Consider the following 23,988-nt stretch of genomic DNA (forward strand, 5'->3'; position numbering starts at 1 on the left):
GCTCAGGCGCCCAGCCCCTCGGCCAGCCGGTGGTAGGCGGCGTTCCAGCGCAGCTCGCGCTGGAACCCGCGCGCCGTGGTGTCCGCGTCGATCACCACCAGCTCGGTCCGGGTCATCTCGGCGAAGTCCTGGAGCACCTCGACCCCGATCGCCTTGGAGAGCACCGTGTGGTGCGGCGCCCCGGCCATCAGCCAGGCCTCGGCCGAGGTGGACAGCGAGGGGCGCGGCTCCCACACCGCGCAGGCGACCGGCAGCGCCGGGAGGTCCTCGTCGGGCTCGACGACGTCGACCTCGTTGACGGTCAGGCGGAACCGGTCCCCGAGGTCGCAGATGCCCGCCACCACCGCCGGCCCCGGGTCCGCCACGAACCGGAGCCGGACGGGATCCTCGCGCCCCCCGATCGCGAGGGGGTGGACCTCCAGCGAGGGACGCCGGGTGGTGATGCTCGGGCAGACCTCGAGCATGTGCGCTCCGAGGATCTTCTCCTCGCCCGGGACCAGGTGGTAGGTGTAGTCCTCCATGAACGAGGTCCCTCCCGGGAGCCCCGCGGCCATCACCTTCGTCGCCCGCAGCAGCACCGAGGTCTTCCAGTCCCCCTCCCCGCCGAACCCGTAGCCGTCGGCCATCAGCCGCTGCACCGCGAGACCCGGGAGCTGGCGCAGCCCACCGAGGTCCTCGAAGTTCGTGGTGAACGCGTCGAAGGATCCCTCGGTCAGGAACGCCCGCAGGCCGAGCTCGATCCGGGCGCCGTCGCGCAGCGACCGGTGCCGCTCGCCGTTCGGCAGCAGCTCGGACGCCACCCGGTAGGTGTCGGCGTACTCGGTGACGAGCTTGTCGACCTCGTCCTCGGAGACCTCGTCGACCACGGAGACGAGGTCGTTGACGCCGTAGGTGTTCACCGAGACCCCGAACCGGAGCTGGGCCTCGACCTTGTCGCCCTCGGTCACGGCGACGTCGCGCATGTTGTCCCCGAAGCGGGCCAGCCGGAGGCGGCGCAGCTCGTGCCGTCCCAGCGCCGCCCTGGCCCACGACCCGATCCGGGCAGCCACCTGCGGTGACTCGACGTGCCCGGCCACCGTCGTGCGGGGCACCCCGAGACGGGTCTGGATGTAGCCGAACTCCCGGTCGCCGTGCGCGGCCTGGTTGAGGTTCATGAAGTCCATGTCGATCGTGGACCACGGCAGCGCCATCCCGGCCTGCGTGTGCAGGTGGAGCAGCGGCTGCTGCAGGGCGTCGAGCCCGGAGATCCACATCTTGGCCGGCGAGAACGTGTGCATCCACGCGATCACGCCGATGCACTCCTTGGCGGTGTTCGCCTCCAGCATCTGCCGGTGGATCGAGACCGAGTCGAGCAGGACCGGCTTCCACACCACGCGCACCGGCAGCGCCGCGTCGAGGCGCTCGGCGATGACGCGGGACTGCTCGGCGACCTGGTCCAGCGTCTCCGGGCCGTAGAGCGCCTGGCTGCCGGTGAGGAACCAGACCTCGCCCGAGGCTGACCCCGAGGCTGACCCCCGGGCTGGGGCCGATGCTGGGGCCGGGACTGTCGCCGGGACTGGGGCGGTGCTGGTCATGGTGGACCTCCGGGATCTCTCGGTGGGGGCGTCGCTGCGCGGGTCGACCGCACGGTCAGCGCTGGCCGTAGACGTTCTGGTAGCGCTCGTAGAGCTCGTCGACGGCCGCCGGCTCGACGGGGATCGGCTGGCCGAGCTGGCGCGCGACGTGGACGGTCCGGGCCACGTCCTCACACATCACGGCGGCCTTGACCGCCGCCCGGGGGGTCGGCCCGACCGTGAACACCCCGTGGTTCTGCATCAGCACGGCGCGCGACCGGCTCCCGCGCAGGGTCTCCACGATGCCGCGCCCGATGGAGTCGTCGCCGATGATCGCGAACGGCCCGACCGGGATGTCGCCGCCGAACTCATCGGCGACCATCGTGAGCACGCACGGGATCGGCTCGGCGCGCGCGGCCCAGGCGGTCGCATAGGTGGAGTGGGTGTGCACCACGCCGCCGACCTGCGGCAGGTGCCGGTAGACGTAGGCCTGCGCCTCGGTGTCCGAGGACGGCGCGTGCTCCCCCTCGACCACGCGTCCGCGCAGGTCGCAGACCACCATGTTCTCGGGGGTGAGCTCGTCGTAGGAGACGCCGCTGGGCTTGATCACCAGCAGGTCCTGCCCGGGCACCCGCGCCGAGACGTTGCCGGCCGTCCACACCACCAGCCGGTAGCGGGTGAGCTGCTCGTGCAGCGCGCACACCTCGCGACGCAGGGACCGGACGCTCGCGTCGACCTCGGCGACGGCGGTCATGCCGACATCTCCGGGCTCGCCTGCCGGTCGCTGCCCAGCGGCTCCGTGCCCAACGACTCGGCGTCCGTCGGCGCCGGGTCCTCGGCTGCCCGGCGGCCGCGACGTCGCGCCACCGCGTCGTGACGGATGCCCTTGAGCCGCCGCATCGCCGAGGATCCTCGGCCGAAGTGGTCGTGCAGCTCGAGGTACTCCGCGTAGAGCCGGTCGTAGGCACGGGCCCGGGCCGGGTCCGGGCGATAGCTGTCGGGGCGGACCCGGCCCATCGCTCTCGCGGCAGCCCGTACGTCGGCGTACGCCCCGGCGGCGACCGCCGCGTGGATCGCGGACCCCAGGGCAGGGCCTTGGTCGGAGCCGATCACCGACAGCGGCATCGCGAGGACGTCGGCGTAGATCTGCATCAGCAGCGGGTTCTTCACCAGTCCGCCCGCGACGATGAACTCGGTCACCGGCACGCCCGCGTCGCGGAACGTCTCCACGATCACCCGGGTTCCGAACGCCGTGGCCTCGAGCAGGGAGCGGTAGATGTCCTCGGGCCTGGTCGCGAGCGTCTGCCCGACCACGAGCCCGGAGAGCTGGTGGTCGACCAGCACCGACCGGTTGCCGCTGTGCCAGTCCAGCGCCACCAGCCCGTGCTCGCCGACCTCCTGAGCCGCGGCGAGGCGGGTGAGCAGCTCGTGCACGGTCTCGCCGTTGCGCTCGGCCTGTGTCGCGTAGGCCTGCGGCACCCCCGTCCGCACGAACCAGCCGAAGATGTCGCCGACACCGCTCTGCCCGGCCTCGTACCCCCAGCTGCCCGAGACGATGCCGCCGTCGACGACGCCGCACATCCCCGGCACCTCGCGCAACCGGTCCGAGCTCATCACGTGGCACGTCGAGGTGCCCATGATCGCCACCATCTGCCCGGGCTCCACGGCCTGCGCCGCGGGCGCGCTGACGTGGGCGTCCACGTTGCCGACCGCCACCGCGATCCCCTCGGGCAGGCCGGTCCACGCCGCCGCCTCCGCGGTCAGCGAGCCCGCGCGGTCGCCGAGCTGGCCGATCGGGTGCTCCAGCTTGTCGGTGACGAAGGACCCGAACCCCGGCGCGAGCTCCTCGAGGAAGTCCGGGCCCGGGTAGCGGCCGTCCTGCAGGATCCCCTTGTAGCCGGCCGTGCAGGCGTTGCGGACGTAGCGACCGCACAGCTGCCACACGATCCAGTCCGCGCCCTCCACCCAGTGCTCGGTGCGCTCGTAGAGCTCGGGGTCCTCCTCGAAGAGCTGCAGGGCCTTGGCGAACTCCCACTCCGAGGAGATCAGGCCGCCGTAGCGGGGCAGCCAGCTCTCCCCGCGGGATGCTGCCAGGGCCGTGATCCGGTCGGCCTGCGGCTGGGCGGCGTGGTGGCGCCACAGCTTCACGTAGGCGTGCGGGCGGTCGGCGAACCCGTCCACCTCGTTGAGCGGGGTGCCGTCCGCGAGCACGGGCACCATCGTGCACGCGGTGAAGTCGGTGGCGATGCCGATCACCCGCGCCGGGTCGACCCCTGCGGCGGCGAGGGCGGCCGGCACCGCGTTGCGCAGCACGTCGCGGTAGTCGTCGGGCACCTGCAGGGCCCAGTCGGGTGCCAGCGGCGTACCGGAGGGAAGTGCCTCGTCCAGCACCGCGTGGGCGTACTCGTGGGTCGCGGTCCCCAGCTCGGCGCCGTCCGCGACGCGTACGACGAGAGCCCTGCCGGACAGGGTGCCGAAGTCGACGCCGACGACGACGTCTCCGGGGTGGGAACTCTGGTCGGCCGCAGTGGTCATCCTCGACTCCTCGGTGGCGGCGCGGTGCTGGCGCGACGGACCAGCTCCGGCTCGATCAGCAGCCCGCGGCGCGAGCTTCCGCCGTCGTCGCCTGCGTCTTCCTCGGGGCGCATCGCCACGTTCAGGGTGTCGATCGCGAGACGTCCCACCGCGTCGAAGTCCTGCCGGACCGTGGTGAGGGGCGGGATCAGGAACCCCGACTCCGGGATGTCGTCGAAGCCGACGACGCTGACCTCGTCGGGCACCGAGCGCCCCGCCTCGGAGAGGGCGCGCAGCACCCCGATCGCCATGTGGTCGTTGGCCACGAAGACCGCCGTGACCTCCCGGCGCCCGGCGATGACCTGGCCCACGGCGTGACCGCTGGCGGCGGTCCAGTCGCCGAGCAGCGGCTCGATCGGCTGCAGGCCGGCGGCATGGATCGCCTCGCGCCAGCCGGTGACGCGTGCCCGCGCCTCCTCCCAGTGCTGCGGGCCGGCCACGTGCATGATCTGCGTGTGCCCGAGCGAGAGCAGGTGCTCGGTGGCCATCCGGGCGCCGGCGACCTGGTCGACCCCGACGGTCCACGGTGCCCGGGACAGGTCACCCTCGACGACCACGACCGGTACGCCGCCGGTCTCCTGGTGCCGGGCGATGTCGAGCGACTCGTCGGTGGCGACGATCATCACGATGCCCTCGACGTTGTGGTCACGCAGGTGCTCGACGGCGGCCGCGAGGTCCTCCCGGGTGACGTCGGGCAGGTTGACCGAGCTGACGAAGTAGCCGGACTCGCGGGCAGCGGCCTGGATCGCCCGGTGCACCGTGGAGGGTCCCCAGAGCCCGCCGTTGGTGGCGATCACGCCGATGGTCGCCGAGCGTCGGGTCACCAGCGCCCGGGCCACCGTGTTGGGGCGGTAGCCGAGCTGCCGGATCGCCTCCTCGACGCGGGCCCGGGTCTCCGGGCGCAGGCTGTCGTGCCCGTTGATCACCCGCGAGACGGTCTGGTGCGAGACCCCCGCGAGGCGGGCCACGTCGGCCATCACCGGCGTACGTCCGGCGAGCGGCCTGATCGCCCGCGGCTCGGTGGCGCTCATGCCTGACGCCTGGTGATGAACCGCTGGAGGACCACGAAGGCCAGCAGCAGCACCCCGATGGTGATCTTGGTCCACCACGAGCTGAGCGTGCCGTCGAAGGAGATGAACGTCTGGATCGTGCCGAGGACCAGCACCCCGAGAAGGGAGCCGATCACCAGGCCCCGACCACCCGTGAGCAGGGTGCCGCCGATGACCACGGCGGCGATCGCGTCCAGCTCCATGCCCACGGCGTGCAGGCTGTAGCCGGAGAGCATGTAGAGGGAGAACAGCAGCCCGGCCAGCGAGGCGCAGAACCCGCTGATCGCGTAGACCATCACCTTGGTGAACGCGACCCGCAGGCCCATCAGGGTCGCGGAGCTCTCGCTGCCGCCGATGGCGTAGACGGTGCGGCCGAACCTGGTGCGGTGCAGCACCCAGGCGGCGACCGCGACCAGCGCCAGGGCCAGCACGGCCGCGGAGGTCGTGTAGAGACCGCCCGGCAGCGAGATCTGCCCCGAGGCGATGCTGATGAAGGTCTCGTTGCGGATCGGGATCGACTCGATGCTGATCAGGTAGCAGAGCCCGCGGGCGAGGAACATCCCCGCCAGGGTGGCGATGAACGGCTGGATGTCGAAGTAGTGGATCACCAGGCCCGTCACCAGCCCCATCGTGGTGCCGATGAGCAGCACCGCGCCCATCGCCAGTGCCGGCCACCAGCCCGCCTCCAGCGTCCGGGCAGCGACCATGGTGGAGAGGGCGACGACGGACCCGACGCTGAGGTCGATGCCCCCGGTGAGGATCACGAAGGTCATCCCGACCGCCAGCACGATCAGGAACGCGTTGTCCACGAGCAGGTTCAGCACCACCTGCGGCGAGGCGAACCCCTCGTAGCGGACGCCGCCCGCGGCGAACATGCCGACGAACAAGGCGAACGTGCCCAGCACCGGGAGGTACTGCGAGGGCGGAGAGTAGGTGCGGACCCGGTCCCAGGTGCTGGTCCCGGTGGCGGTCGCGGCACTCATGCCGCACCTCCGTTCGCGGTCAGGGGGGCGGAGGTCGTACGCCGGACCCTCAGCGCGGCCCGCGCCTTCGGCGACTGGACCAGGCACACGAGGATCACCACGACGGCCTTGAACAGGTAGTTGGACTGGGCCGGGATGCCGATGTTGGGGATCGTGCTCGCCAGCGTCTGGATGAGCATGGCACCGATGAGGGTCCCCGTCAGGGAGAAACGTCCCCCGGCCAGCGACGTACCGCCGATGACGACCGCGAGGATGGCGTCGAGCTCGATCCACAGGCCGGCGTTGTTGGCGTCGGCGGCGCTGGTGTTGCCCGCGATCATCAGGCCGGCCAGCCCGGCGCAGAGGGCGGCGAACACGTAGACGGTCCAGATGATCGTGCGGGCGCGGACGCCGGCGAGCCGGCTCGCCTCCGGGTTGATCCCCACGGACTCGATCAGCATCCCCAGCGCCGTACGCCGGGTGACCACGCCGGTGATCGCGAAGACGGCGAGCGCGACCAGGATCGCCACCGGCAGCGTGGCCACGAAACCGACGCCGAGGGCGGCGAAGGTGTCGTTGTTGACGGTGGTGATCTGGCCGTCGGTGATCAGCATCGCCAGGCCGCGCCCGGCGGTCATCAGCACCAGCGTCGCGATGATCGGCTGGATCCCCAGCACCGCGACCAGGAAGCCGTTCCACAGCCCGAGCAGGACGCAGACCCCCAGGGCCATCGTGCAGGCGACGATCGCGGTGGCCGCCGACGCCTGGTCCCGGGCGCCGGCGATGTAGACGCAGGCCACGGCGCCCGCGATCGCGGCCACGGCACCGACCGAGAGGTCGATGCCCCGGGTGGCGATCACCAGGGTCATCCCGAGCGCGACCAGCAGCACGGGGGCTCCGTTGCGGAGGATGTCGACCAGATTGCCGTAGAGGTGGCCGTCCTGCATCCGGATGTCGAAGAACGACGGGGTGGCGACCACGTTGACCACGAGCAGCGCGACCAGTGCCAGGACCGGCCACAGCAGCGGCTTGCTCGCCAGGGACGCGGCCCTGCTGGTGACGGTGGGCGTCGTCTCAGGCATGGCTGGCCTCCTCGCTGCGGGCCTCGCCGGCGATGATCTCGAGGATGTCGCTGACGCTGAGGTCGTCGTTCGGGCGCTCGTCGATCTTGCGGCGGTCGCGCATCACCACCAGCCGGTCGGCGAGGCGCAGCACCTCCTCGAGCTCGGCGGAGATGAACACCACCGCCACTCCCCTGCGCGCCAGGTCGGCGACCAGCCCCTGGATCTGCGCCTTGGCGCCGATGTCGATCCCCCGGGTCGGCTCGTCGAGGATCAGCAGCTCGGGCTCGGTGATCAGCCACCTCGCCAGCAGCACCTTCTGCTGGTTCCCGCCGCTGAGGGTGCGCATCATCGCGCCGGGGTCGGGGGGCCGGATGTCGAGCGCCTCGAGGTACTGCGAGACCAGGCGGGTCCGGGTCGCGGCGGGGATCGGCCGCAGCCACCCCCGCGTGGCCTGCATCGCGAGCAGCATGTTGTCGGCGACGGTCAGGTCCTCGATCACTCCCTCGGCCCGGCGGTTCTCGCTGGAGAAGGCGATCTTGTGGTCGATGGCGTTGCGGGGGCTGCGGAACCGGCTAGGTCGCGCATGCACCTCGAGCTCGCCACTGTCGGCGGTGTCGGCTCCGAACAGCAGCCGCGCGAGCTCGGTCCGACCCGAGCCCAGCAGCCCGGCGACCCCGATCACCTCCCCTTCGTAGACATCGAGGTCCACCGCCTCCAGCGAGCCGTTGCGGCCCAGGTGCAGCGCCTTGAGCACCGGTACGCCGGACTCCTGCACGTCGCTGGCCGCGGCCCCGCGGTCGATGCGCTCGAGGACCTCGAGCTCGCGCCCGATCATCATCCGCACCAGCTCGAGCTCGGTGACCTGCGCAGTCATCCGCTCCCCGACCAGGGCGCCGTTGCGCAGCACCGTGAGCCGGTCGCTGATCTCGAAGATCTGGTCCAGGAAGTGCGAGACGAACACGATGGCGACTCCCTGCTCGCGCAGCGTCCGCATCACCTCGAAGAGCTTCGCGACCTCGTCGGCGTCCAGGCTGGAGGTCGGCTCGTCGAGGATCAGCACCTTGCAGTCCACGTCGACCGCCCGCGCGATCGCCACCAGCTGCTGGACCGCGATCGGGTGCTCACCTAGCTCCGAGGCCGGGTCGATGTCCAGGCCCAGCCGGTCGAGGGTCTGCTGGGCACGCCGGTTCATCGCCCTGCCGTCGATGCCCCCGAACCGACGGGGCTCGCGGCCCAGCAGCATGTTCTCGGCCACGGAGAGGTTCGTGCACAGGTTGATCTCCTGGTAGACCGTGCTGATGCCGGCCGCCTGGGAGGCGGCCGGCGAGGAGAAGCTCTGCCGGGAGCCGGCGACCTCGATCGAGCCCTGGTCGATGCTGTAGACCCCGGTGAGCGCCTTGATCATCGTTGACTTGCCAGCGCCGTTCTCCCCCATCAGCGCATGCACCTCCCCCGGGAAGAGACGCAGGTCGACGCCGGCAAGAGCGGGTACGCCGCCGAAGGCGATGTGGATGTCGTGCATCTCCACGACGGGAGGGACGCCGGTCCCTCCGTCCCCGTTGCGGGCGGGTGCGGACTCGTCCTTCGCGACGGTCGGCTGGAGGTCCATCTGGGTCATCGCTTTCTCCTCGGTCCCGGGCACCCATGGGGTGCCGTGAGCGCCGAACCCGCCACGGTCGTTCCGGGACGGGCCCAGCGGCTCCTGCTGGCGGTCGTCAGTACTGACGGTCGGCCAGGACCTTGGTGGCGGACGCCTGGTCGAACGCCGACTCCTTGGTGACGACCCGCTTGGGGACCTCGTCCCCGGCGACGACCTTCTTGGCCAGGTCCATCAGCTGGGGACCGAGGAGCGGGTTGCACTCCACGATGTAGTTGATCTCCCCCTTGGACAGGGCGGTCATCCCGTCCTTGACGGCGTCCACGGTGATGATCTTGATGTCGGTCCCGGGCTTCTGCCCGGCCGCCTTGATCGCCTCGATGGCGCCGAGTCCCATGTCGTCGTTGTGCGCGAACACGACGTCGATGCCCTTCTGGGACTTCAGGAACGACTCCATCACCTTCTTGCCGCCGTCACGGGTGAAGTCCCCGGTCTGGGAGGCGATCACCTTGATCTTCGGGTCGGCCTTGACCTTCTCCGCGAAGCCCTCGCCGCGGTCGATCGCGGGGGCGGCGCCCGTGGTGCCCTCGAGCTGGACGACGTTGATCTTGCCGTCGCCGTTCCCGTCCGCGTCGGCAGCGTTCTTCACCAGCCAGTCACCGGCCTTCTGGCCCTCCTCGATGAAGTCGGAGCCCAGGAAGGTCTCGTAGAGGGAGTCGTCCTTGCTGTCCACGGACCGGTCGGTGAGGATCACCGGGATCTTGGCGCGCTTCGCCTCGACGAGCACGGTGTCCCAGCCGGTCTCGACGACGGGGCTGAACGCGATCACGTCGACCTTCTGCTGGATGTAGGACCGGATCGCCTTGATCTGGTTCTCCTGCTTCTGCTGGGCGTCGGAGAACTTCAGGTCGATGCCCTCGGCCTTGGCGGTCTCCTTGATGGACTTGGTGTTCGCCGTGCGCCAGCCGCTCTCGGCGCCGACCTGCGCGAAGCCCATCGTGATCTTGTCCCCGCCGCCGCTTGCGCTGTTCCCGGAGTCGGAGCTGCCGCATGCGGTGAGCGAGATGGTGCTCAAGGTGATCGCACACGCGGCGACCAGACTCTTCTTCAGCACGGTGTTGTCCTCTCGGTTCGTCGGGTCCCAGCCCGTGTGTGACGCACGTCACTTCTTGCGAGTGTGAGCGTTAACATTCGCGAAGGTCAAGGACGAGGAGAGAACTTCTTGACCGGCGTGACCATCCTGTGACCTGGGAAATGTGATCGCTCACATCAAACGCGGCCAAAGCGGGCGCGGGCCGGACGCTGACCGGGAGACCTCCCGGGCGCAGGCCTTTAGGGAAGGGCGCGGAACCGCCAGTCCAGGGCCGCCCGGTAGGTCTCCCCCGGGCGGAGCACCGGGGAGTCGAAGTCCGGCCGGTTCGGGCTGTCCGGGAACAGCTGCGGCTCCAGGGCGATCCCGTCCCCCTGGCGGTAGAGCCCGCCCGTGGTCGAGCCGAGCACGCCGTCCAGGGCGTTGCCCGTGTAGACCTGCAGCCCGGGCTGGTCGCTGCTGAGCTCGAGGCGGGTCCGGGTGCGCGGGGAGTCGAGCGTGGCCACGACCCGGTGACCCTCGCCGCGCGGGGCGTAGTTGTGGTCGATGCCGTGGGCGGCGACGAGCTGGGGGTGCCGGCTGCGGACGACCCGGGCCAGGCCCGTGGGGCGGCGTACGTCGAACGGGGTGCCCGCCACCGGCTCGAGCACGCCGCTCGGGACACCGGTCTCGTCGACGGGGAGGTAGCCGTCGGCGTCGATGCCGAGCCGGTGGTCGTCGATGGTGCCGGAGCCCTCCCCCTCGAGGTTGAAGTAGGCGTGGCTGGTCAGGTTCACCACGGTGGGTGCGTCCGTGGTGGCCTCGAATCGCACCTCGACCCGGTCCTCGATGACCTCGAACCGCACCGAGACCTCGAGCCGGCCGGGGAAGCCCTGGTCGCCGTCGGGACTCACCAGCCGCAGGGTGACGTGCCGCTCGGAGCCGTCCGCGACCGACCAGATCCGGCGGTCGAACCCGTCACGGCCTCCGTGCAGGCTGTTGCCCCGGTCGTTGGTGCCGACCTCGTGGTCCTTCCCGTCGAGCGAGAACCGGCCCCGGGCGATCCGGTTGGCGTAGCGGCCGATCGTGCCGCCGAGGTAGGCGGTCGAGGCGAGGCGCTCCTCGACGGAGGCGTGGCCCAGCACCACGTTGCGACGTACGCCGTCGCCGCCGGTGACCCACAGCCGGTGCACGGTGGCGCCGAGGTCGAGCAGCTCGAGCACCGGGCCGGGCTCGGTCCCGATGGTGAGCAGCTGGACGGGTCCGAGTGCCGAGTCGCCGAACGGTCCGGTTTCCATACCAGCACGCTAGACGACCATCACCGCGCCGGGAGGGAACAGGAATCCGGACCAGTTGGTTGTCCAAGACATCCAACCCTCTGGAGGAAACCCCTTGTCCACCCTGTTCGACCCGATCACACTGCGCTCACTGACCGTCCGCAACCGCGTCTGGCTGGCACCGATGTGCCAGTACTCCGCGACCGACGGCGTCCCCGAGGACTGGCACCTGGTCCACCTCGGCGCCCGCGCGACCGGCGGGTTCGGCCTGGTCCTCACCGAGGCGGCCGCGGTCGTGCCCGAGGGGCGGATCTCCCCGCAGGACGCCGGGATCTGGAACGAGACCCAGGTCGCCGCCTGGCGGCGGATCGTGGACTTCGTGCACGGACAGGGCGCCGCGATCGGCGTGCAGCTCGCGCACGCCGGCCGCAAGGCCTCCACCTACCGGCCCTGGGCCGAGACCTCCGGATCGGTCCCCGTCGCCGACGGCGGCTGGCAGACCGTGGCCCCCTCGGCCGTCCCCTTCCCCGGGTACGACGAGCCGGCCGCCCTCTCGGTCGAGGAGATCAACGACCTCGTCGCCGCGTTCGCCGCCGCCACCGGGCGCGCGATCGATGCCGGGTTCGACACCGTCGAGATCCACGCGGCGCACGGCTACCTGCTGCACGAGTTCCTCTCGCCGCTCTCGAACCGCCGCGACGACTCCTACGGCGGGTCGTTCGAGAACCGGGTCCGGCTGCTGCTGGAGACCGTCGAGGCGGTGCGTCGCGTCCTCCCGGACACCGCCCCGCTGCTGGTGCGGATCTCCGCGACCGACTGGGTCGAAGGTGGTTGGGACCTCGAGCAGAGCACCCGGCTCGGCGTACTCCTGAAGGAGCGGGGGGTCGACCTCGTCGACGTCTCCTCGGGCGGCAACGCACCCGCGTCGATCCCGGTGGAGCCGGGCTACCAGGTCCCGCTGGCCGCCGGTGTCCGGACGGCCGGGGTGCCCACGGGCGCGGTCGGCCTGATCACCGAGCCGGAGCAGGCGGAGAAGATCGTGGCCAACGGGGAGGCAGACGTCGTGCTGCTTGCCCGGGCCGCGCTGCGGGAGCCGGCCTGGCCGCTGCGCGCCGCACACGAGCTCGGGGTGGCGGCTGCGGACGCACCCTGGCCCGACCAGTACACCCGCGCCTACTGGCGCTGAGTCCGGTCCGGGGCCGGCGCCGCGCGCTGGCCCCGGCCACCTAGACGGTGGTGCCCGGGGGCAGCCGCGACCCCGAGGGGAGCGAGACGCTGACCCGGCTGTCGCGGCCGACGATGGGGATGGCGTCGGGGTCCTCGAGCTCCACCGACTCATCACCCACGTCGGCACCGTCGAGCAGCTCGCAGCCGGAGTCGACGATCGAGCGGGTGACGCTGGCGCCGCTGCGGATCACGGTGTCGGCGAAGATGATGCTCTCGCTGACCCTGGCACCGGCCTCGACGACCACCCCGGGGCCGAGCACGCTTCGAGACACCTCACCGGCCACCACGCACCCGGAGCTGAGCAGGGCCTGGGAGAGCCGCGCGCCCTCGAGCACCCGGGCAGGTTCGCGCTGCGGCTGCTGGGTCGCGAGCGGCCAGTCCCGCCGGAACAGCCCGGCGTCCCCGTCGAGCAGCTCGAGGTGTGCGTTGAGGTAGTGGTGCGGCTGGCCGAGGTCGCGCCAGTAGGCGTCGAGCTGGTGGACGTAGGCCTTGCCCCGCTCGACCAGGCGCGGGAGCAGCAGGTCACCGAAGTCACCCAGCCCGGAGTCGCCCTCGCCGTCGTCCCCCTCGTCGGGCTCGTCCGACTGCTCCCGGTGCAGCGTCTCGAGGACCTCGATGAGCACGTCCGGCTCGTAGAGGAACACCTCGGTGGCGACGATCGTGGACGCCGGCTTCTCGGGCTTGTACTCGAACGAGGTGACCCGGCCCAGCCGGTTCGCCTCGACCACGGCGTGCTCGCCGGGATCCTCACCGAAGGTCCCGGCCAGGTCGGTGGTGACCACCGTGACCTCGGCGCCCTTCTCCCGGTGGGTGTCCACGACGTCGCGATAGTCGAGCCGGTAGATGTGGTCGGCGCTCATCACCAGGACGAGGTCGGGGTCGGCGCTGCGGATCTGGTCACGCAGCCGGTAGAGCTCGTCGGCGTTGCCCTTGGCGAAGCCCTCCTCGTCCAGGGAGCCGGTGCCCTCCTGGGGCACCAGGAGACGGAAGCCCCCACGGGTGCGGTCCAGGTCCCAGGGGCGCCCGTTGGAGACCTGGTCCTGCAGCGCCGAGGCCTGGTAGGCCACCGAGAGCCAGACGTCGTCGATCCGGGAGTTCACCAGGTTGGAGAGCGGGAAGTCGAGCAGCTGGTAGCTGCCGGCGAACGGGAGCGCGGGCTTGGCCCGCTCCAGGGTGAGCACGTCCATGCGCCCGCCGGCGCCGCCTGCCTGGATGATGGCCAGGATCCTCGACTTGTCCATGGGCCCCATCGTGGCATCCCGCTGGCTGCCTCCGCGCCGCCGGTGAAAGGCAGCCGCTCAGCTGCAGGTCAGCTCGGCCCACACGGTCTTGCCCGGCCCCGACGGTTCCACGCCCCACCGCTGGGCCAGCTCCTCGACCAGGAGGACCCCCCGGCCGTGCGTGGACTGGTCGTCCGGGCTCTCCCTGGTGGGTTCGTGCGGCACCAGGTCGGTCACCGCCAGCCGGACCACGTCGGCGGAGCGGAACAGCTCGAGGTACGCCGGTCCGCGAGCGTGCAGCAGCGCGTTGGTGACCAGCTCGCTGACCAGCAGCACCGCGGTGTCGGCGCTGTGCCCGACCACCCCCCAGGAACTGAGCTGCTCGCGGGTGAACGTACGGGCAGCGGCGACGTGCTCGGCGCCGGTGACGGCCAACGAGGCCGAGGCCGTCGGCTCGGACCCGACGTAGTCGGCGACGAGCAGGGCGACGTCGTCGCCGTGGTGGGGCCGCATCTGGGAGAGGACCAGGTCGGCGGCCGCCTCGGTCCCCACGTCGAGACCGTCCGCCACGACCGAGACCAGCTCCTTGACCTGGACGTCGATGTCGGAGTCCCGGCGCTCGACCAGGCCGTCGGTGAACAGCACCAGCCGGTCGCCGGGCAATGCGATCCCCACGTCGACGGTCCACTCCGCATGGTCCGTGGACACCCCCAGAGGCGGGCCGCCGTACTCCGATCCGACCTCGCCGACCCGCTCACCGCGCGCGAAGATCGGCAGCGGATGCCCGGCGCGTGCGGTGTGCACCTCGCCGGTCACCGGGTCCAGCGACATCAGGCAGCAGGTCACCAGCAGGCCCGACTGCTCCACCATCGGGTTGACCCGGCGCAGCGCGACGTCGAGCGGGTGGCCCTCGAGGAGGTAGGCGTGCAGGGCGGTGCTGACCCGGCCCATCACCGCCGCCGCGGAGAAGCTGTGGCCCTGCACGTCCCCGATCACCAGGGTGACGCGGCCGCTCGGCGAGACGACCATGTCGTACCAGTCACCGCCGACCTCCGCGTCCGCTGCCCCGGGCACGTAGCGGACCGCGACCTGGACGTGCTCGGACGGCGGGAGCTCGCTGGGCAGCAGCGAGCGCTGGAGCGTCCGCGAGGCCTCGGTCAGGGCGGAGACGTGCTGGCTCAGCTCGACCCGGGCACGCTTCTCCGCCGCGTAGAGGCGGGTGCGCTCCAGGGTGCCGGCGAGCTGCTCGGCCACCGCGGACAGCATCCTCAGGTCGTTGTCGCTGAACTGCTTCGCGCGGGTCCAGGTGAGCGCGATCGCCCCGATCCGGGAGTCGCTGATCCGCAGGGGCAGCGCCGCGGCCGCCTCGATCCCGGGAAGGTCGCCGACCAGGGTCGGGTAGCGCTCGGCGAGCTCGGCGCGGTCCGAGACGGTGACGATCTCGCCGGTGAGGACGGCGTCGCGCCCCAGGCTCGGGGCCGTCAGCGGCACCCAGCCGAAGTGGGCGTTGTTGGCGAGGTCCTCCTGGACCGCCGCCGGGATCCCGTTGGGGTACTTCGAGCGCAGTGCGCGGAAGCCCTCCCCCTCGAGCCGGTAGACGCCCATCCGCTCGATCCCGAGCAGCCGCTTCAAGGTGTCGGTCATCGCGTCCAGGGCCTCGTCCTCGCTCAGCGCCATGGCCAGGCGGGAGGTGATCTCCTGCAGCAGCTCCAGGCTCTGGGCGCGCTCCTCGGCGAGCTGGCGTGCGGCCGTCTCGGCCTCGAAGAGGCGGGCGTTCTCCACCGCGACCGCGGCGTGGGCGGCCACCACCGCGATCGCCTGCTCGATCTGCTCACCGAAGACGTCTGGTTCCGGGTGCCCGAACAGCAGGGCGCCGATCGGGGCACCGTTGCGCCCGACCACGGGGGTGCCCAGGTAGCTGCGCAGCGCGAGATGGCCCGGAGGGAGACCGGCGAAGCGCTCGTCGAGGGCGAGGTCGGGAATGCGCACGGTGCCGGTGCCGGTGAACGTGGGCTCGAAGAGCGCGGTGATGCGGGGTGCGCGCATCGCCGAGAACTGCTCGCCGTCGGCCCCGGAGAGCACGTGGAGGTGGTAGCTGGCGCCGCTGGCGTCGACCTCGTTGTAGAAGAAGGCGCCGAACTTGGCGCCGGAGAGCCTCGTGCCCGCGTCCGTGACGGTCTGCAGGACGCCGCGCAGGTCCAGGTTCGAGGTGATCGTCTCGGTCAGGTGGACCATCAGGTCCGGCATGGCGTCCGCAGGTCGCGATGAGCCGTCGCTCGGCGACGGCGACTCAGGGCCGGTGGGGGACTGGATGACGAACTCACTTCGAGGGTGCGGGGGGCGGCCTCGACCAGGGGACCCGGCCGTGGTGTGGGGAGCACCCTAGCGGGCGTCGCCGGCAATCAGCACCGGGGCGGGTGATGATGCGAGACCGCGACCGTCTCTTCCACCTGGCCACGACCGCACCGGGCCGGGCCGTGAGGCCGGGTGGCGGTCAGCGACCGGTGATCGTGAGGGCGGCGTCGACGATGGAACCGACGTCGATCCCGTGGATGCGGTAGGCGTCGTCGAGGCTGCTGGACTGCCCGAAGTCGCTGACGCCCAGGCACCGGATCCGGTCCCCACGGGCACCGGCGAGGAACGAGAGAGTGTGCGGGTGGCCGTCCATCACGGTGACGATGGGCGCCGGGAACCTGCTCGGGAACAGCGTGCCGAGGATGTCGTCGCCCCGGGCCGACCCGACGGTGCCGCGCTGCTGGAACGAGCGGAAGAGGAGGTCCGGGCTCGTCAGGCAGACCACGCCGGCGCGCACGCCCTGGCCTTCGAGTGCCGCGGCCGCCTCGATCACCTCGGGCATCATCGCGCCCACGCCCACGAGCGTGACCTGCTCCGTCGCCGGGTCGTGGCCGGTGATGCGGTAGCCGCCCGCGACGGCCTGCTGGCGCCGTCGCTCGAGCAGCAGCTCGTCCTCGGGTACGGCGGCCAGCGCCTGGTCGATCGGGCGGGTGGAGAGCCGGAAGTACGACGACGTCCCGCCCTCGATGCCGACCCTGGACATCGCGGCGAGCATGGTCCACTCGAGGTCCTGCGCGAAGGCCGGCTCCCAGGCGATGCACTCGGGCTGCTCCAGGCCGATCGACGGGGTGGTGATCGACTGGTGGGCCCCACCCTCCGGCGCGAGCGTCACCCCGGACGGCGTACCGACGATGATCGACTGGCCACCGGAGTAGATGCCGTAGGACCAGGGCTCCAGCGCCCGCGCCACGAACGGGTCGTAGAGCGTCGCGATCGGGATCAGGCGCTCACCCCAGCGCGACCAGGTGGCGCCGAGCTCGCCGAGCAGGCTCACCAGGTTGACCTCGGCGATGCCGAGCTCGATGTGCTGCCCGCTGGTGACCTCGGACCACTTCAGCACCCGCTCGGCGTCGTCGGCGAACCAGTCGAGACGGTCCGCGACGGACCAGACCCCGGTCTTGTTGATCCAGCCGCCGAGGTTGGTGGAGGACGCGACGTCGGGACTGCAGGTCACCACCCGGTCGGCGACCTCGGGTGCAGCCCGCTTGAGGTCTCCGAGGAAGCGGCCGAGCGATGCCTGGGTGGAGATGGGCGCCTTGTGCGCGCGAGCGAGACGGCTCGGGACCGCCACGGTCGGCCGGGCCACGACGGGCGGGCGGGCCATCACCTCGCCGCGTGCCGCACACAGCCGCGCGGCCGCTGAGCCGGGCGGGAGGCTCGCCCACGGGTCGTCGAGGTCGGTGCCGCAGGCGCGGGCGAGCTCCTGCATCTGGTCACCGGTCAGCAGGGCGGAGTGGTTGTTGGGGTGCCCCTCGGTCGGGAGCCGGCGGCCCTTGACGGTGTAGGCGAAGATCACGCTCGGCCGCGTCTCGTCGAGCGTCCGGTAGGTGTCGAGCAGCAGCCCGATGTCGTGACCACCGAGGTCCCGGACGGCGTGGGCGAGCTCCTCGGCCGGCAGCGAGGCGAGCAGGCTGCGCAGCCCCTCCCCCGCGTGCGCACCGGCGATCCGCTCGGCGATCTCGCCGGCGTCGACCCGCAGCAGCCGCTGGTACTCCTCGTTCGGCATCTCCTCGAGCCGCTGGCGGAGCTCTTCGCCGCCGGGACGACCGAAGAGCTCGGCGATCGCCCGGCCCCACTTCAGCGTGATCACCTGCCACCCGGCGGCCTCGAACATCCCCATCAGGCGGTGGATCTGGACGTCGGGCACCACCCGGTCCAGCGACTGCCGGTTCAGGTCCACGATCCACAGCAGCTCACCGAGCCGTGCCACCGAGGGGTCGGCCACGGCCTCCCAGATCGCCCCCTCGTCGAGCTCGGCATCTCCCAGCAGGCTCACGAACCGGCCGGCCGCGGGGGCGCTGGAGAAGTGCGAGCTGACGTAGCGGTGCGACATCGCCGCCCACAGGGCCGCCGTCGCGCCGATGCCCACCGACCCGGTCGAGAAGTCGACGGTGTCGGGGTCCTTGCGCCGGCTCGGGTAGGACTGGAGACCGCCCTTGGTCCGCAGCGTCGGCAGGTACTTCGCGTCCAGGTCGCCCAGCAGGTGGTTGATCGCGTGCAGCACGGGCGAGGCGTGCGGCTTCACCGAGACCCGGTCGAGGTTGGTGAGCTCGGAGAACCACAGGGAGACCATGATGTCGACCATCGAGGCGCTGGAGGCCTGGTGCCCGCCCACCTTCACGCCGGACTCGTTCGGCCTGCCGCGGTTGGCCGCGTCCACGATCGCCGTGGAGAGCCAGAGCACCCGCCTGGCGATCTCCTGGAGGGCCTCCAGGTCGGCGGAGGCAGGGGCCGCAGTGCGAAGGCTCGAGTGCAGCGTCGAGGTGTCCAGCGAGGCCATGGGTGCTCCGATCGGCGTGGGGTTCACGGCTCAACGTCGTACGTCGCCGGATCGTGCGCAATATGTGAGAACCCAAAACGCCATTGTCTGCCGCTTTCAAGCGCTGAGAATTCTTTCCACGCATCTTTCCGCCCTCTGAGCGTTAGGATCGGCCTCATGCCGTCCCTGGAGATCGACCACGTGGATCGCCAGATCCTCGACCTGCTGATCGAGGACGGGCGCCGCACGGTGCGCGAGATTGCGGACATCGTGAACCTCTCGCCGAGCCCGGTCCGGCGACGGATCGAGCGGCTCGAGCGACGCGGGGTGATCACCGGCTACACGGCACTGGTCGACGAGAGCCAGCTCGGAGAGACGATCGAGGCCTTCGCCGAGCTGCGGTTCACCGGGAGCACCGAGGTCGAGGCGATCACCGCGTCGGCCAAGGACATCCCGGAGGTGATCGCGATCTACACGGTGGCCGGGGACCCGGACGCGATCGTCCACTTCCGGATCGCCAGCCTCCAGCACCTGCACCGGCTCATCGACCAGGTCCGGCGCGACGGCAACGTGATCGGCACGAAGACGCTGATGGTGCTCGACTCCTGGCGCCGGGGCGAACGCTCGACCCCCTGAAAACCAAGGACTCCCGAACCCAGGTCGTGAGTTCGGGAGTCCGCGACGTCTTGCGACATCACATTGGCGGTGGCGGAGGGATTTGAACCCTCGGTTGACTTGCGCCAACAAACGCTTTCGAGGCGTTCTCCTTAGGCCGCTCGGACACGCCACCGCCGGGAAGGCTACCGGACGCCCTCGGTGCGGCTGAAATCAGGGCGACTGGCGCTGTGCGTCGAAGAACCCGCGCAGCAGGGCGGTGCTCTCCTCGGCGAGAACTCCGGCGATCACCTCGGGGCGGTGGTTCAGCCGGCGGTCGCGTACGACGTCCCACAGCGAGCCGACCGCGCCCGCCTTCTCGTCGTACGCCGCGAACACGACCCGGTCGACGCGGGCGAGGACCGCCGCTCCGGCGCACATCGTGCACGGCTCCAGCGTGACCACCAGGGTGCAGCCGGTCAGGCGCCACTCGCCGCGCGCGGCGGCCGCTGCGCGGAGCGCCAGGATCTCGGCGTGCCCGGCGGGATCACCGTCGCGCTCGCGCACGTTGTGCCCGCTGCCGATGAGCTCACCGGTGTCCGAGACCACGACCGCACCGATGGGCACGTCGCCCGAGGGGGCCGCCAGCCGTGCCTGCGCCAGGGCGGCGCGCATCGCGGGCTCCCAGGCGCCCTGACCCGGGGTCGGGCTCACCCGTCGATGCCGACCAGCTCGTCGAACTTCGCTCCGAAGCCCGCCGTGGCAGCGAGGTCGCTGAGGATCTCGTCGGGGAAGAGGTCGTAGTCGTCGAGCAGCGCGCCCATCTCCCGCGCCGACATCCCCATGTCCTCGAAGATCCCGAGGTCACCGGCCGGTTCCTGGTCGTCCTCGTCGTCGACGTGCACGCCGAGGTGGTCGACGGCCGAGCGGGCCAGGCTCCAGTCGGTCGCGGCCGTCGCGTCGGAGAGCAGCACCCGGACCAGCGAGCCCTGGGCGCGCACCAGGAGCACGAAGTCCTCGGCCACCGAGATCAGCGCGAGCGCGCCGTTCTCACCGGGGTAGCGACGCAGCTCGCTCGCGATCGTCTCGACGTCGTCGAGAGAACGTTCCGGAAGCTCGGCGAGGTTCCAGGCGCCCTCGTCGCGGTAGGCGACGACGGCGAGGTCGACCTCGCCAGCCCCGGCGTCAGACACCTGTGCCATGGCGCACCACCTTCCGGATGCAGTTCATGCTCGATGCAATCCTCGCAGACCACAGCGCGCAGACCAACGCCAGCACGCGGACCACTACCGTGTAGCCATGCGCCTGCACGTCGTTGACCACCCGTTGATCTCCCACAAGCTGACGATGCTGCGTGACAAGGAGACGGCCTCGCCCGAGTTCCGGCGCCTCACCGAGGAGCTGGTGACCCTGCTGGCCTACGAGGCGACCCGCGACGTCCGCGTCGAGGCGGTGCAGATCCACACTCCTGTCGCACCCACCCAGGGCGTCAGCCTCTCCCGGCCCCGCCCGCTCGTGGTCCCCATCCTGCGGGCCGGTCTGGGCATGCTCGAGGGGATGATGCGGGTGATGCCGTCGGCCGAGGTCGGCTTCCTGGGCATGGTCCGCAACGAGGAGACGCTGCAGGCCTCGACGTACGCCGAGCGCCTGCCGGCCGACCTCTCGGGCCGCCAGTGCTACGTCCTGGACCCGATGCTGGCCACCGGCGGGACCCTCGCGGCGGCCATCCGGTTCCTCACCGACCGCGGAGCAGACCACATCACCTGCATCTGCCTGCTGGTCGCCCCCGAGGGCGTGCAGAACCTGGAGAACGAGCTGGACGGGCTCGAGGTACCGGTCACGGTCGTGACCGCCGCGCTCGACGAGCGCCTCGACGAGCGCGGCTACATCGTGCCGGGGCTCGGCGACGCCGGCGACCGCCTCTACGGACTGGCCCACTAGGACCTGGCAGGCGCCCGGGCAGTACCGGGCGCCCGGACTCAGAGGGCCTTGACGGCGTTCAGCAGCTTGCCCATGGAGTCCTTGGCGTCACCGAAGAGCAGGGTGGTGTTCTCCTCGAAGAGCAGCTCGTTCTCGATGCCGGCGAACCCGGGCCGCATGGACCGCTTCATGAACACGACCTGCTTGGCCTCGTCGGCGTTGAGGATCGGCATCCCGTAGATCGGCGCGCCGGGGCTGGTCTTCGCCGCGGGGTTGACCACGTCGTTGGCGCCCACGACCAGGACGACGTCGGCGTCCTTGAAGTCGCCGTTGATCTCGTCCATCTCCTTGAGCTGCTCGTAGGGCACCTGCGCCTCGGCCAGGAGCACGTTCATGTGACCCGGCATCCGGCCCGCGACGGGATGGATCGCGTAGTCGACCTCGGTACCGCGCTCGGAGAGCACGTCGACCAGCTCGCGCAGGGTGTGCTGCGCCTGGGCGACGGCCAGCCCGTAGCCGGGGATGACGATGACCCGGTCGGCGTACCCGAGCATGATCGCGACGTCCTCGGGGTTCGCCGACTTCACCGGGCGGTCCGAGGCCTCGCCGGCGCCGAGGGTGGAGCCACCCTTCAGCGCGCCGAAGAGGATGTTGGCCACCGAGCGACCCATGGCCCGGGCCATCAGCATGGTCAGGAACGTGCCGGAGGCACCCACGAGCGTGCCCGCGACGAGGAGCACGACGTTGCCGAGCACGTAGCCGCCGGCGGCCACGGTGAGACCGGTGAACGCGTTGAGCAGCGAGATCACGATCGGTACGTCGGCACCACCGACCGGCAGCACCAGCAGCAGGCCGAAGACGAGGCCGACCAGGCCCAGCACGACGCCGACCCACATCGCCGGGTCGAGGACCAGCTGGGTGGACAGGCCCACCCCGGCGACCAGGCCCACGCCGAAGGCCAGCGCGAGGCCGGGGAAGACCAGCGGCGCCGAGGACATCAGCTCCTGCAGCTTGGCGAAGGTGACCACCGAGCCGGAGAAGGAGACCGAGCCCACGAAGATCGTGAAGGCCGTCGCGGCGAGCACGAACCAGTTGACGTCACTGCCGTGCTCGACGATCTCGCGCAGCTCCAGCAGCGCGACCAGGGCCGCAGCCCCGCCGCCGACGCCGTTGAACAGCGCCACCATCTGCGGCATCTGGGTCATCTGCACCCGCCGGGCGCCGACGACACCGCCGATGGTGCCGACCGCGATCGCGCCCACGATCAGCGGGACGTGGTCCAGGTCGAGGTAGAGGAACGGCACCACGCACGCCACCACGGCAGCAGCGGCACCGATCAGGTTGCCCGTGCGGGCGGTCTTCGGGCCGGAGAGACCCTTGAGCGCGAGGATGAAGCAGACGGCGCAGGCCAGGTAGACCAGCTGGACCCAGATCGGAGGAGTGCTCACCTGGTCACCCCGTTCACTCCGCCGGTCGAACCGTTCGCTCCGCCGGTCGAGCCTGTCGAAACCGGTTTCTTCCGCTTGCGCACGAACATCTGCAGCATCCGGTCAGTCACCACGAACCCGCCGACCATGTTCACCGCCGCGAGCACGATCGCGATCAGCCCGATCACGAGGGCGAAGGTGTTCTCGGTGGTGCCGGTGACGATGATGGCGCCGAGCAGGATGATCCCGTGGATGGCGTTCGCCCCCGACATCAACGGGGTGTGCAGGGTCGAGGAGACCTTGGAGATCACCTCCACACCGACGAAGACGCTGAGGATGAAGATCGTCAGCCAGACAGTGGCGTCGTTCACTTGTCGTCCTCGGAGTCGTAGGGGAGATCGAGCTGTTCGCTGCCGAGGCCGCTCCCGGGTGGCCCGGACGACTCAGCCCGCAACGGCTCCGTCACGGGCGTGAGCGGTCCCTCGATGGCCTCCCGGGTCGGCTCGTGCACGATCCGGCCGGCATGGGTCACCGCGGAGCCGGCGACCACCTCGTCCTCGAAGTCGGGGTCGAACCCACCGTCGCGCGTCATCAGGGTGAGCAGGCTGACGAGGTTCTGGGCGTAGAGCTTGGAGGCCGGGCCGGGCATCTGCGAGGGCACGTTGGCCCCGCCCCAGACCTGCGCGTGGCCGATCCGGACGACCTTGCCGGGCACGGAGCCCTGCACGTTGCCGCCGGTCTCGGCCGCGAGGTCGACCACCACCGAACCGGGCTTCATCTGCTCCACCATCTCGGCGGTGACCAGCATCGGCGCGGTCCGTCCGGGGACGGCGGCGGTGGTGATCAGCGCGTCCGCGTCGGCGATGTACGGCGCGAGCGCGTCCATCTGGCGCTGCGCGCGGTCTTCGCTCATCTCCCGGGCGTAGCCGCCCGTGCCCTCGAGGGTCTCGAGCTGCAGGTCGATCGCCTTGGCGCCCATGGAGCGGATCTCCTCGGCCGCGGCGGCGCGTACGTCGTAGGCCTGCACCACCGCGCCGAGGCGCTTGGCGGTCGCGATCGCCTGCAGGCCGGCGACACCGGCGCCGAGCACGACCACCTGCGCCGGCTGCACCGTGCCCGCGGCCGTCATGTTCAGCGGGAAGAAGCGGCGCAGCAGCCCGGCGGCCACGATCGCGCAGCGGTAGCCGGAGACCAGCGCCTGCGAGGACAGCGCGTCCATCGACTGCGCCCGTGAGATGCGCGGCACCAGCTCCAGGGCGAAGGCGGTGACGCCGAGGTCGCGCAGGTCCACGACCAGGTCGTGGGAGGAGCCGACGGGGAGGAAGGACAGCACGGCGGTCCCCTCACGCAGCCGCCGGGCCCGGTCGATGCTGAGCGCGTTCACGCCGAGCACGACGTCGGCCTCGGTCAGCGCGTCGTCGGTGAGCACGGCGCCGGCGTCGGCGTAGAGCTCGTCGGCGTACTCCGCGCGGACACCCGCACCGGGCTCCACCAGCACCTCGTAGCCGAGAGCGGTCAGCTTCCCGACCAGCTCAGGGACCATCGCGACCCGCGACTCACCGTCACGGACTTCCCTCACCACAGCGATCTTCACGCGTCAGAACCTAGTGGACCGCAGTGA

General features: G+C 71.2%; 20 protein-coding genes and 1 tRNA gene. 3 read left to right on the forward strand and 18 right to left on the reverse strand.

Annotation, left to right across the window (positions count from 1 at the left end; translation table 11 throughout):
• Positions 1-2: 2 nt before the first annotated feature.
• The 9 genes from araA to AC4BGC_RS16590 form a co-directional block, all read right to left on the reverse strand.
• A complete protein-coding gene (gene araA / locus AC4BGC_RS16550) occupies positions 3-1,574 on the reverse strand; it encodes an L-arabinose isomerase (protein ID WP_490556696.1) in 1,572 nt (523 codons plus the stop codon).
• 55 nt (positions 1,575-1,629) lie between these two features.
• Positions 1,630-2,307: an L-ribulose-5-phosphate 4-epimerase gene (locus AC4BGC_RS16555; protein ID WP_490547341.1), complete on the reverse strand. Its 678-nt coding sequence runs from the start codon at positions 2,305-2,307 to the stop codon at positions 1,630-1,632.
• Entirely contained in the window at positions 2,304-4,088 is a 1,785-nt protein-coding gene (gene araB, locus AC4BGC_RS16560; protein WP_490556698.1) for a ribulokinase, read from the reverse strand. Before araB ends, AC4BGC_RS16555 begins: the two co-directional genes overlap by 4 nt.
• Positions 4,085-5,158 carry a LacI family DNA-binding transcriptional regulator gene (locus AC4BGC_RS16565; RefSeq protein ID WP_490556700.1) on the reverse strand — a complete coding sequence of 358 codons (1,074 nt, stop codon included), beginning with the start codon at positions 5,156-5,158 and terminating at the stop codon, positions 4,085-4,087. The genes araB and AC4BGC_RS16565 overlap by 4 nt, the downstream gene beginning before the upstream one ends.
• A complete protein-coding gene (gene yjfF / locus AC4BGC_RS16570) occupies positions 5,155-6,159 on the reverse strand; it encodes a galactofuranose ABC transporter, permease protein YjfF (protein WP_490556701.1) in 1,005 nt (334 codons plus the stop codon). The genes AC4BGC_RS16565 and yjfF overlap by 4 nt, the downstream gene beginning before the upstream one ends.
• Positions 6,156-7,220, reverse strand: a complete 1,065-nt coding sequence (locus tag AC4BGC_RS16575) for an ABC transporter permease (protein ID WP_490556703.1) — start codon at positions 7,218-7,220, stop codon at positions 6,156-6,158. The genes yjfF and AC4BGC_RS16575 overlap by 4 nt, the downstream gene beginning before the upstream one ends.
• Positions 7,213-8,820 (reverse strand): sugar ABC transporter ATP-binding protein, encoded by a 1,608-nt coding sequence (locus tag AC4BGC_RS16580; RefSeq protein ID WP_490556705.1) that lies wholly within the window; start codon positions 8,818-8,820, stop codon positions 7,213-7,215. The genes AC4BGC_RS16575 and AC4BGC_RS16580 overlap by 8 nt, the downstream gene beginning before the upstream one ends.
• 97 nt (positions 8,821-8,917) lie before the next feature.
• Entirely contained in the window at positions 8,918-9,913 is a 996-nt protein-coding gene (locus tag AC4BGC_RS16585) for an ABC transporter substrate-binding protein (protein ID WP_490556707.1), read from the reverse strand.
• Positions 9,914-10,131: 218 nt separating this feature from the next.
• A complete protein-coding gene (locus AC4BGC_RS16590) occupies positions 10,132-11,166 on the reverse strand; it encodes an aldose epimerase family protein (protein ID WP_490556709.1) in 1,035 nt (344 codons plus the stop codon).
• 94 nt (positions 11,167-11,260) lie between these two features.
• Here AC4BGC_RS16590 and AC4BGC_RS16595 point away from each other — a divergent pair, with 94 nt between their 5' ends.
• Positions 11,261-12,331, forward strand: coding sequence for an NADH:flavin oxidoreductase/NADH oxidase (locus AC4BGC_RS16595; protein WP_490556711.1), 1,071 nt, complete (start codon positions 11,261-11,263; stop codon positions 12,329-12,331).
• Positions 12,332-12,371: 40 nt separating this feature from the next.
• Here the strand turns inward: AC4BGC_RS16595 and AC4BGC_RS16600 are convergent, their stop codons facing one another.
• The 3 genes from AC4BGC_RS16600 to AC4BGC_RS16610 all read right to left on the reverse strand — a co-directional run bounded on the left by AC4BGC_RS16600 (position 12,372) and on the right by AC4BGC_RS16610 (position 18,447).
• Positions 12,372-13,613 (reverse strand): glucose-1-phosphate adenylyltransferase family protein, encoded by a 1,242-nt coding sequence (locus tag AC4BGC_RS16600; RefSeq protein ID WP_490556713.1) that lies wholly within the window; start codon positions 13,611-13,613, stop codon positions 12,372-12,374.
• A 57-nt stretch (positions 13,614-13,670) separates the two neighbouring features.
• A complete protein-coding gene (locus AC4BGC_RS16605) occupies positions 13,671-15,839 on the reverse strand; it encodes a SpoIIE family protein phosphatase (protein ID WP_490556714.1) in 2,169 nt (722 codons plus the stop codon).
• Positions 15,840-16,086: 247 nt separating this feature from the next.
• Positions 16,087-18,447, reverse strand: a complete 2,361-nt coding sequence (locus AC4BGC_RS16610; RefSeq protein WP_490556716.1) for a thiamine pyrophosphate-binding protein — start codon at positions 18,445-18,447, stop codon at positions 16,087-16,089.
• A gap of 156 nt (positions 18,448-18,603) precedes the next feature.
• On the opposite strand from AC4BGC_RS16610, the gene AC4BGC_RS16615 reads away from it, so the two are divergent.
• Positions 18,604-19,062 carry an Lrp/AsnC family transcriptional regulator gene (locus AC4BGC_RS16615; RefSeq protein ID WP_490547330.1) on the forward strand — a complete coding sequence of 153 codons (459 nt, stop codon included), beginning with the start codon at positions 18,604-18,606 and terminating at the stop codon, positions 19,060-19,062.
• 64 nt (positions 19,063-19,126) lie between these two features.
• Here AC4BGC_RS16615 and AC4BGC_RS16620 read toward each other — a convergent pair.
• The 3 genes from AC4BGC_RS16620 to AC4BGC_RS16630 all read right to left on the reverse strand — a co-directional run bounded on the left by AC4BGC_RS16620 (position 19,127) and on the right by AC4BGC_RS16630 (position 20,222).
• Positions 19,127-19,216, reverse strand: a tRNA-Ser gene (locus AC4BGC_RS16620).
• A 38-nt stretch (positions 19,217-19,254) separates the two neighbouring features.
• The gene (locus AC4BGC_RS16625; RefSeq protein ID WP_490548438.1) at positions 19,255-19,695 is read right to left on the reverse strand and encodes a nucleoside deaminase; all 441 of its coding nucleotides are present in this window, start codon (positions 19,693-19,695) and stop codon (positions 19,255-19,257) included.
• 35 nt (positions 19,696-19,730) lie between these two features.
• Complete coding sequence (locus AC4BGC_RS16630; RefSeq protein ID WP_490556718.1) at positions 19,731-20,222, reverse strand: tRNA adenosine deaminase-associated protein; 492 nt, start codon at positions 20,220-20,222, stop codon at positions 19,731-19,733.
• 97 nt (positions 20,223-20,319) lie between these two features.
• Between AC4BGC_RS16630 and upp the strand changes: the two genes are divergently transcribed.
• Positions 20,320-20,961, forward strand: coding sequence for a uracil phosphoribosyltransferase (upp, locus tag AC4BGC_RS16635; RefSeq protein WP_490547328.1), 642 nt, complete (start codon positions 20,320-20,322; stop codon positions 20,959-20,961).
• A 38-nt stretch (positions 20,962-20,999) separates the two neighbouring features.
• On the opposite strand, the gene AC4BGC_RS16640 is transcribed toward upp, so the two are convergent.
• Genes AC4BGC_RS16640 through AC4BGC_RS16650 form a run of 3 tightly spaced genes read right to left on the reverse strand, consistent with a single transcriptional unit; the run spans position 21,000 to position 23,961 of the window.
• Positions 21,000-22,388, reverse strand: a complete 1,389-nt coding sequence (locus AC4BGC_RS16640; protein WP_490547327.1) for an NAD(P)(+) transhydrogenase (Re/Si-specific) subunit beta — start codon at positions 22,386-22,388, stop codon at positions 21,000-21,002.
• Entirely contained in the window at positions 22,385-22,738 is a 354-nt protein-coding gene (locus AC4BGC_RS16645; RefSeq protein ID WP_490556720.1) for an NAD(P) transhydrogenase subunit alpha part 2, read from the reverse strand. The genes AC4BGC_RS16640 and AC4BGC_RS16645 overlap by 4 nt, the downstream gene beginning before the upstream one ends.
• Positions 22,735-23,961, reverse strand: a complete 1,227-nt coding sequence (locus AC4BGC_RS16650; RefSeq protein WP_490547325.1) for a Re/Si-specific NAD(P)(+) transhydrogenase subunit alpha — start codon at positions 23,959-23,961, stop codon at positions 22,735-22,737. Before AC4BGC_RS16650 ends, AC4BGC_RS16645 begins: the two co-directional genes overlap by 4 nt.
• Positions 23,962-23,988 lie beyond the last annotated feature (27 nt).

The sequence above is a fragment of the Nocardioides sp. Z38_18 genome (assembly GCF_058215695.1).

Excerpts from the sequence above, each read along its gene's own strand:
- araA (WP_490556696.1), bottom strand. The coding sequence starts at position 1,574 with ATGACCAGCACCGCCCCAGTCCCGGCGACAGTCCCGGCCCCAGCATCG.
- AC4BGC_RS16555 (WP_490547341.1), bottom strand. The coding sequence starts at position 2,307 with ATGACCGCCGTCGCCGAGGTCGACGCGAGCGTCCGGTCCCTGCGTCGC.
- araB (WP_490556698.1), bottom strand. The coding sequence starts at position 4,088 with ATGACCACTGCGGCCGACCAGAGTTCCCACCCCGGAGACGTCGTCGTC.
- AC4BGC_RS16565 (WP_490556700.1), bottom strand. The coding sequence starts at position 5,158 with ATGAGCGCCACCGAGCCGCGGGCGATCAGGCCGCTCGCCGGACGTACG.
- yjfF (WP_490556701.1), bottom strand. The coding sequence starts at position 6,159 with ATGAGTGCCGCGACCGCCACCGGGACCAGCACCTGGGACCGGGTCCGC.
- AC4BGC_RS16575 (WP_490556703.1), bottom strand. The coding sequence starts at position 7,220 with ATGCCTGAGACGACGCCCACCGTCACCAGCAGGGCCGCGTCCCTGGCG.
- AC4BGC_RS16580 (WP_490556705.1), bottom strand. The coding sequence starts at position 8,820 with ATGACCCAGATGGACCTCCAGCCGACCGTCGCGAAGGACGAGTCCGCA.
- AC4BGC_RS16590 (WP_490556709.1), bottom strand. The coding sequence starts at position 11,166 with ATGGAAACCGGACCGTTCGGCGACTCGGCACTCGGACCCGTCCAGCTG.
- AC4BGC_RS16600 (WP_490556713.1), bottom strand. The coding sequence starts at position 13,613 with ATGGACAAGTCGAGGATCCTGGCCATCATCCAGGCAGGCGGCGCCGGC.
- AC4BGC_RS16605 (WP_490556714.1), bottom strand. The coding sequence starts at position 15,839 with ATGCCGGACCTGATGGTCCACCTGACCGAGACGATCACCTCGAACCTG.
- AC4BGC_RS16610 (WP_490556716.1), bottom strand. The coding sequence starts at position 18,447 with ATGGCCTCGCTGGACACCTCGACGCTGCACTCGAGCCTTCGCACTGCG.
- AC4BGC_RS16615 (WP_490547330.1), top strand. The coding sequence starts at position 18,604 with ATGCCGTCCCTGGAGATCGACCACGTGGATCGCCAGATCCTCGACCTG.
- AC4BGC_RS16625 (WP_490548438.1), bottom strand. The coding sequence starts at position 19,695 with ATGCGCGCCGCCCTGGCGCAGGCACGGCTGGCGGCCCCCTCGGGCGAC.
- AC4BGC_RS16630 (WP_490556718.1), bottom strand. The coding sequence starts at position 20,222 with ATGGCACAGGTGTCTGACGCCGGGGCTGGCGAGGTCGACCTCGCCGTC.
- upp (WP_490547328.1), top strand. The coding sequence starts at position 20,320 with ATGCGCCTGCACGTCGTTGACCACCCGTTGATCTCCCACAAGCTGACG.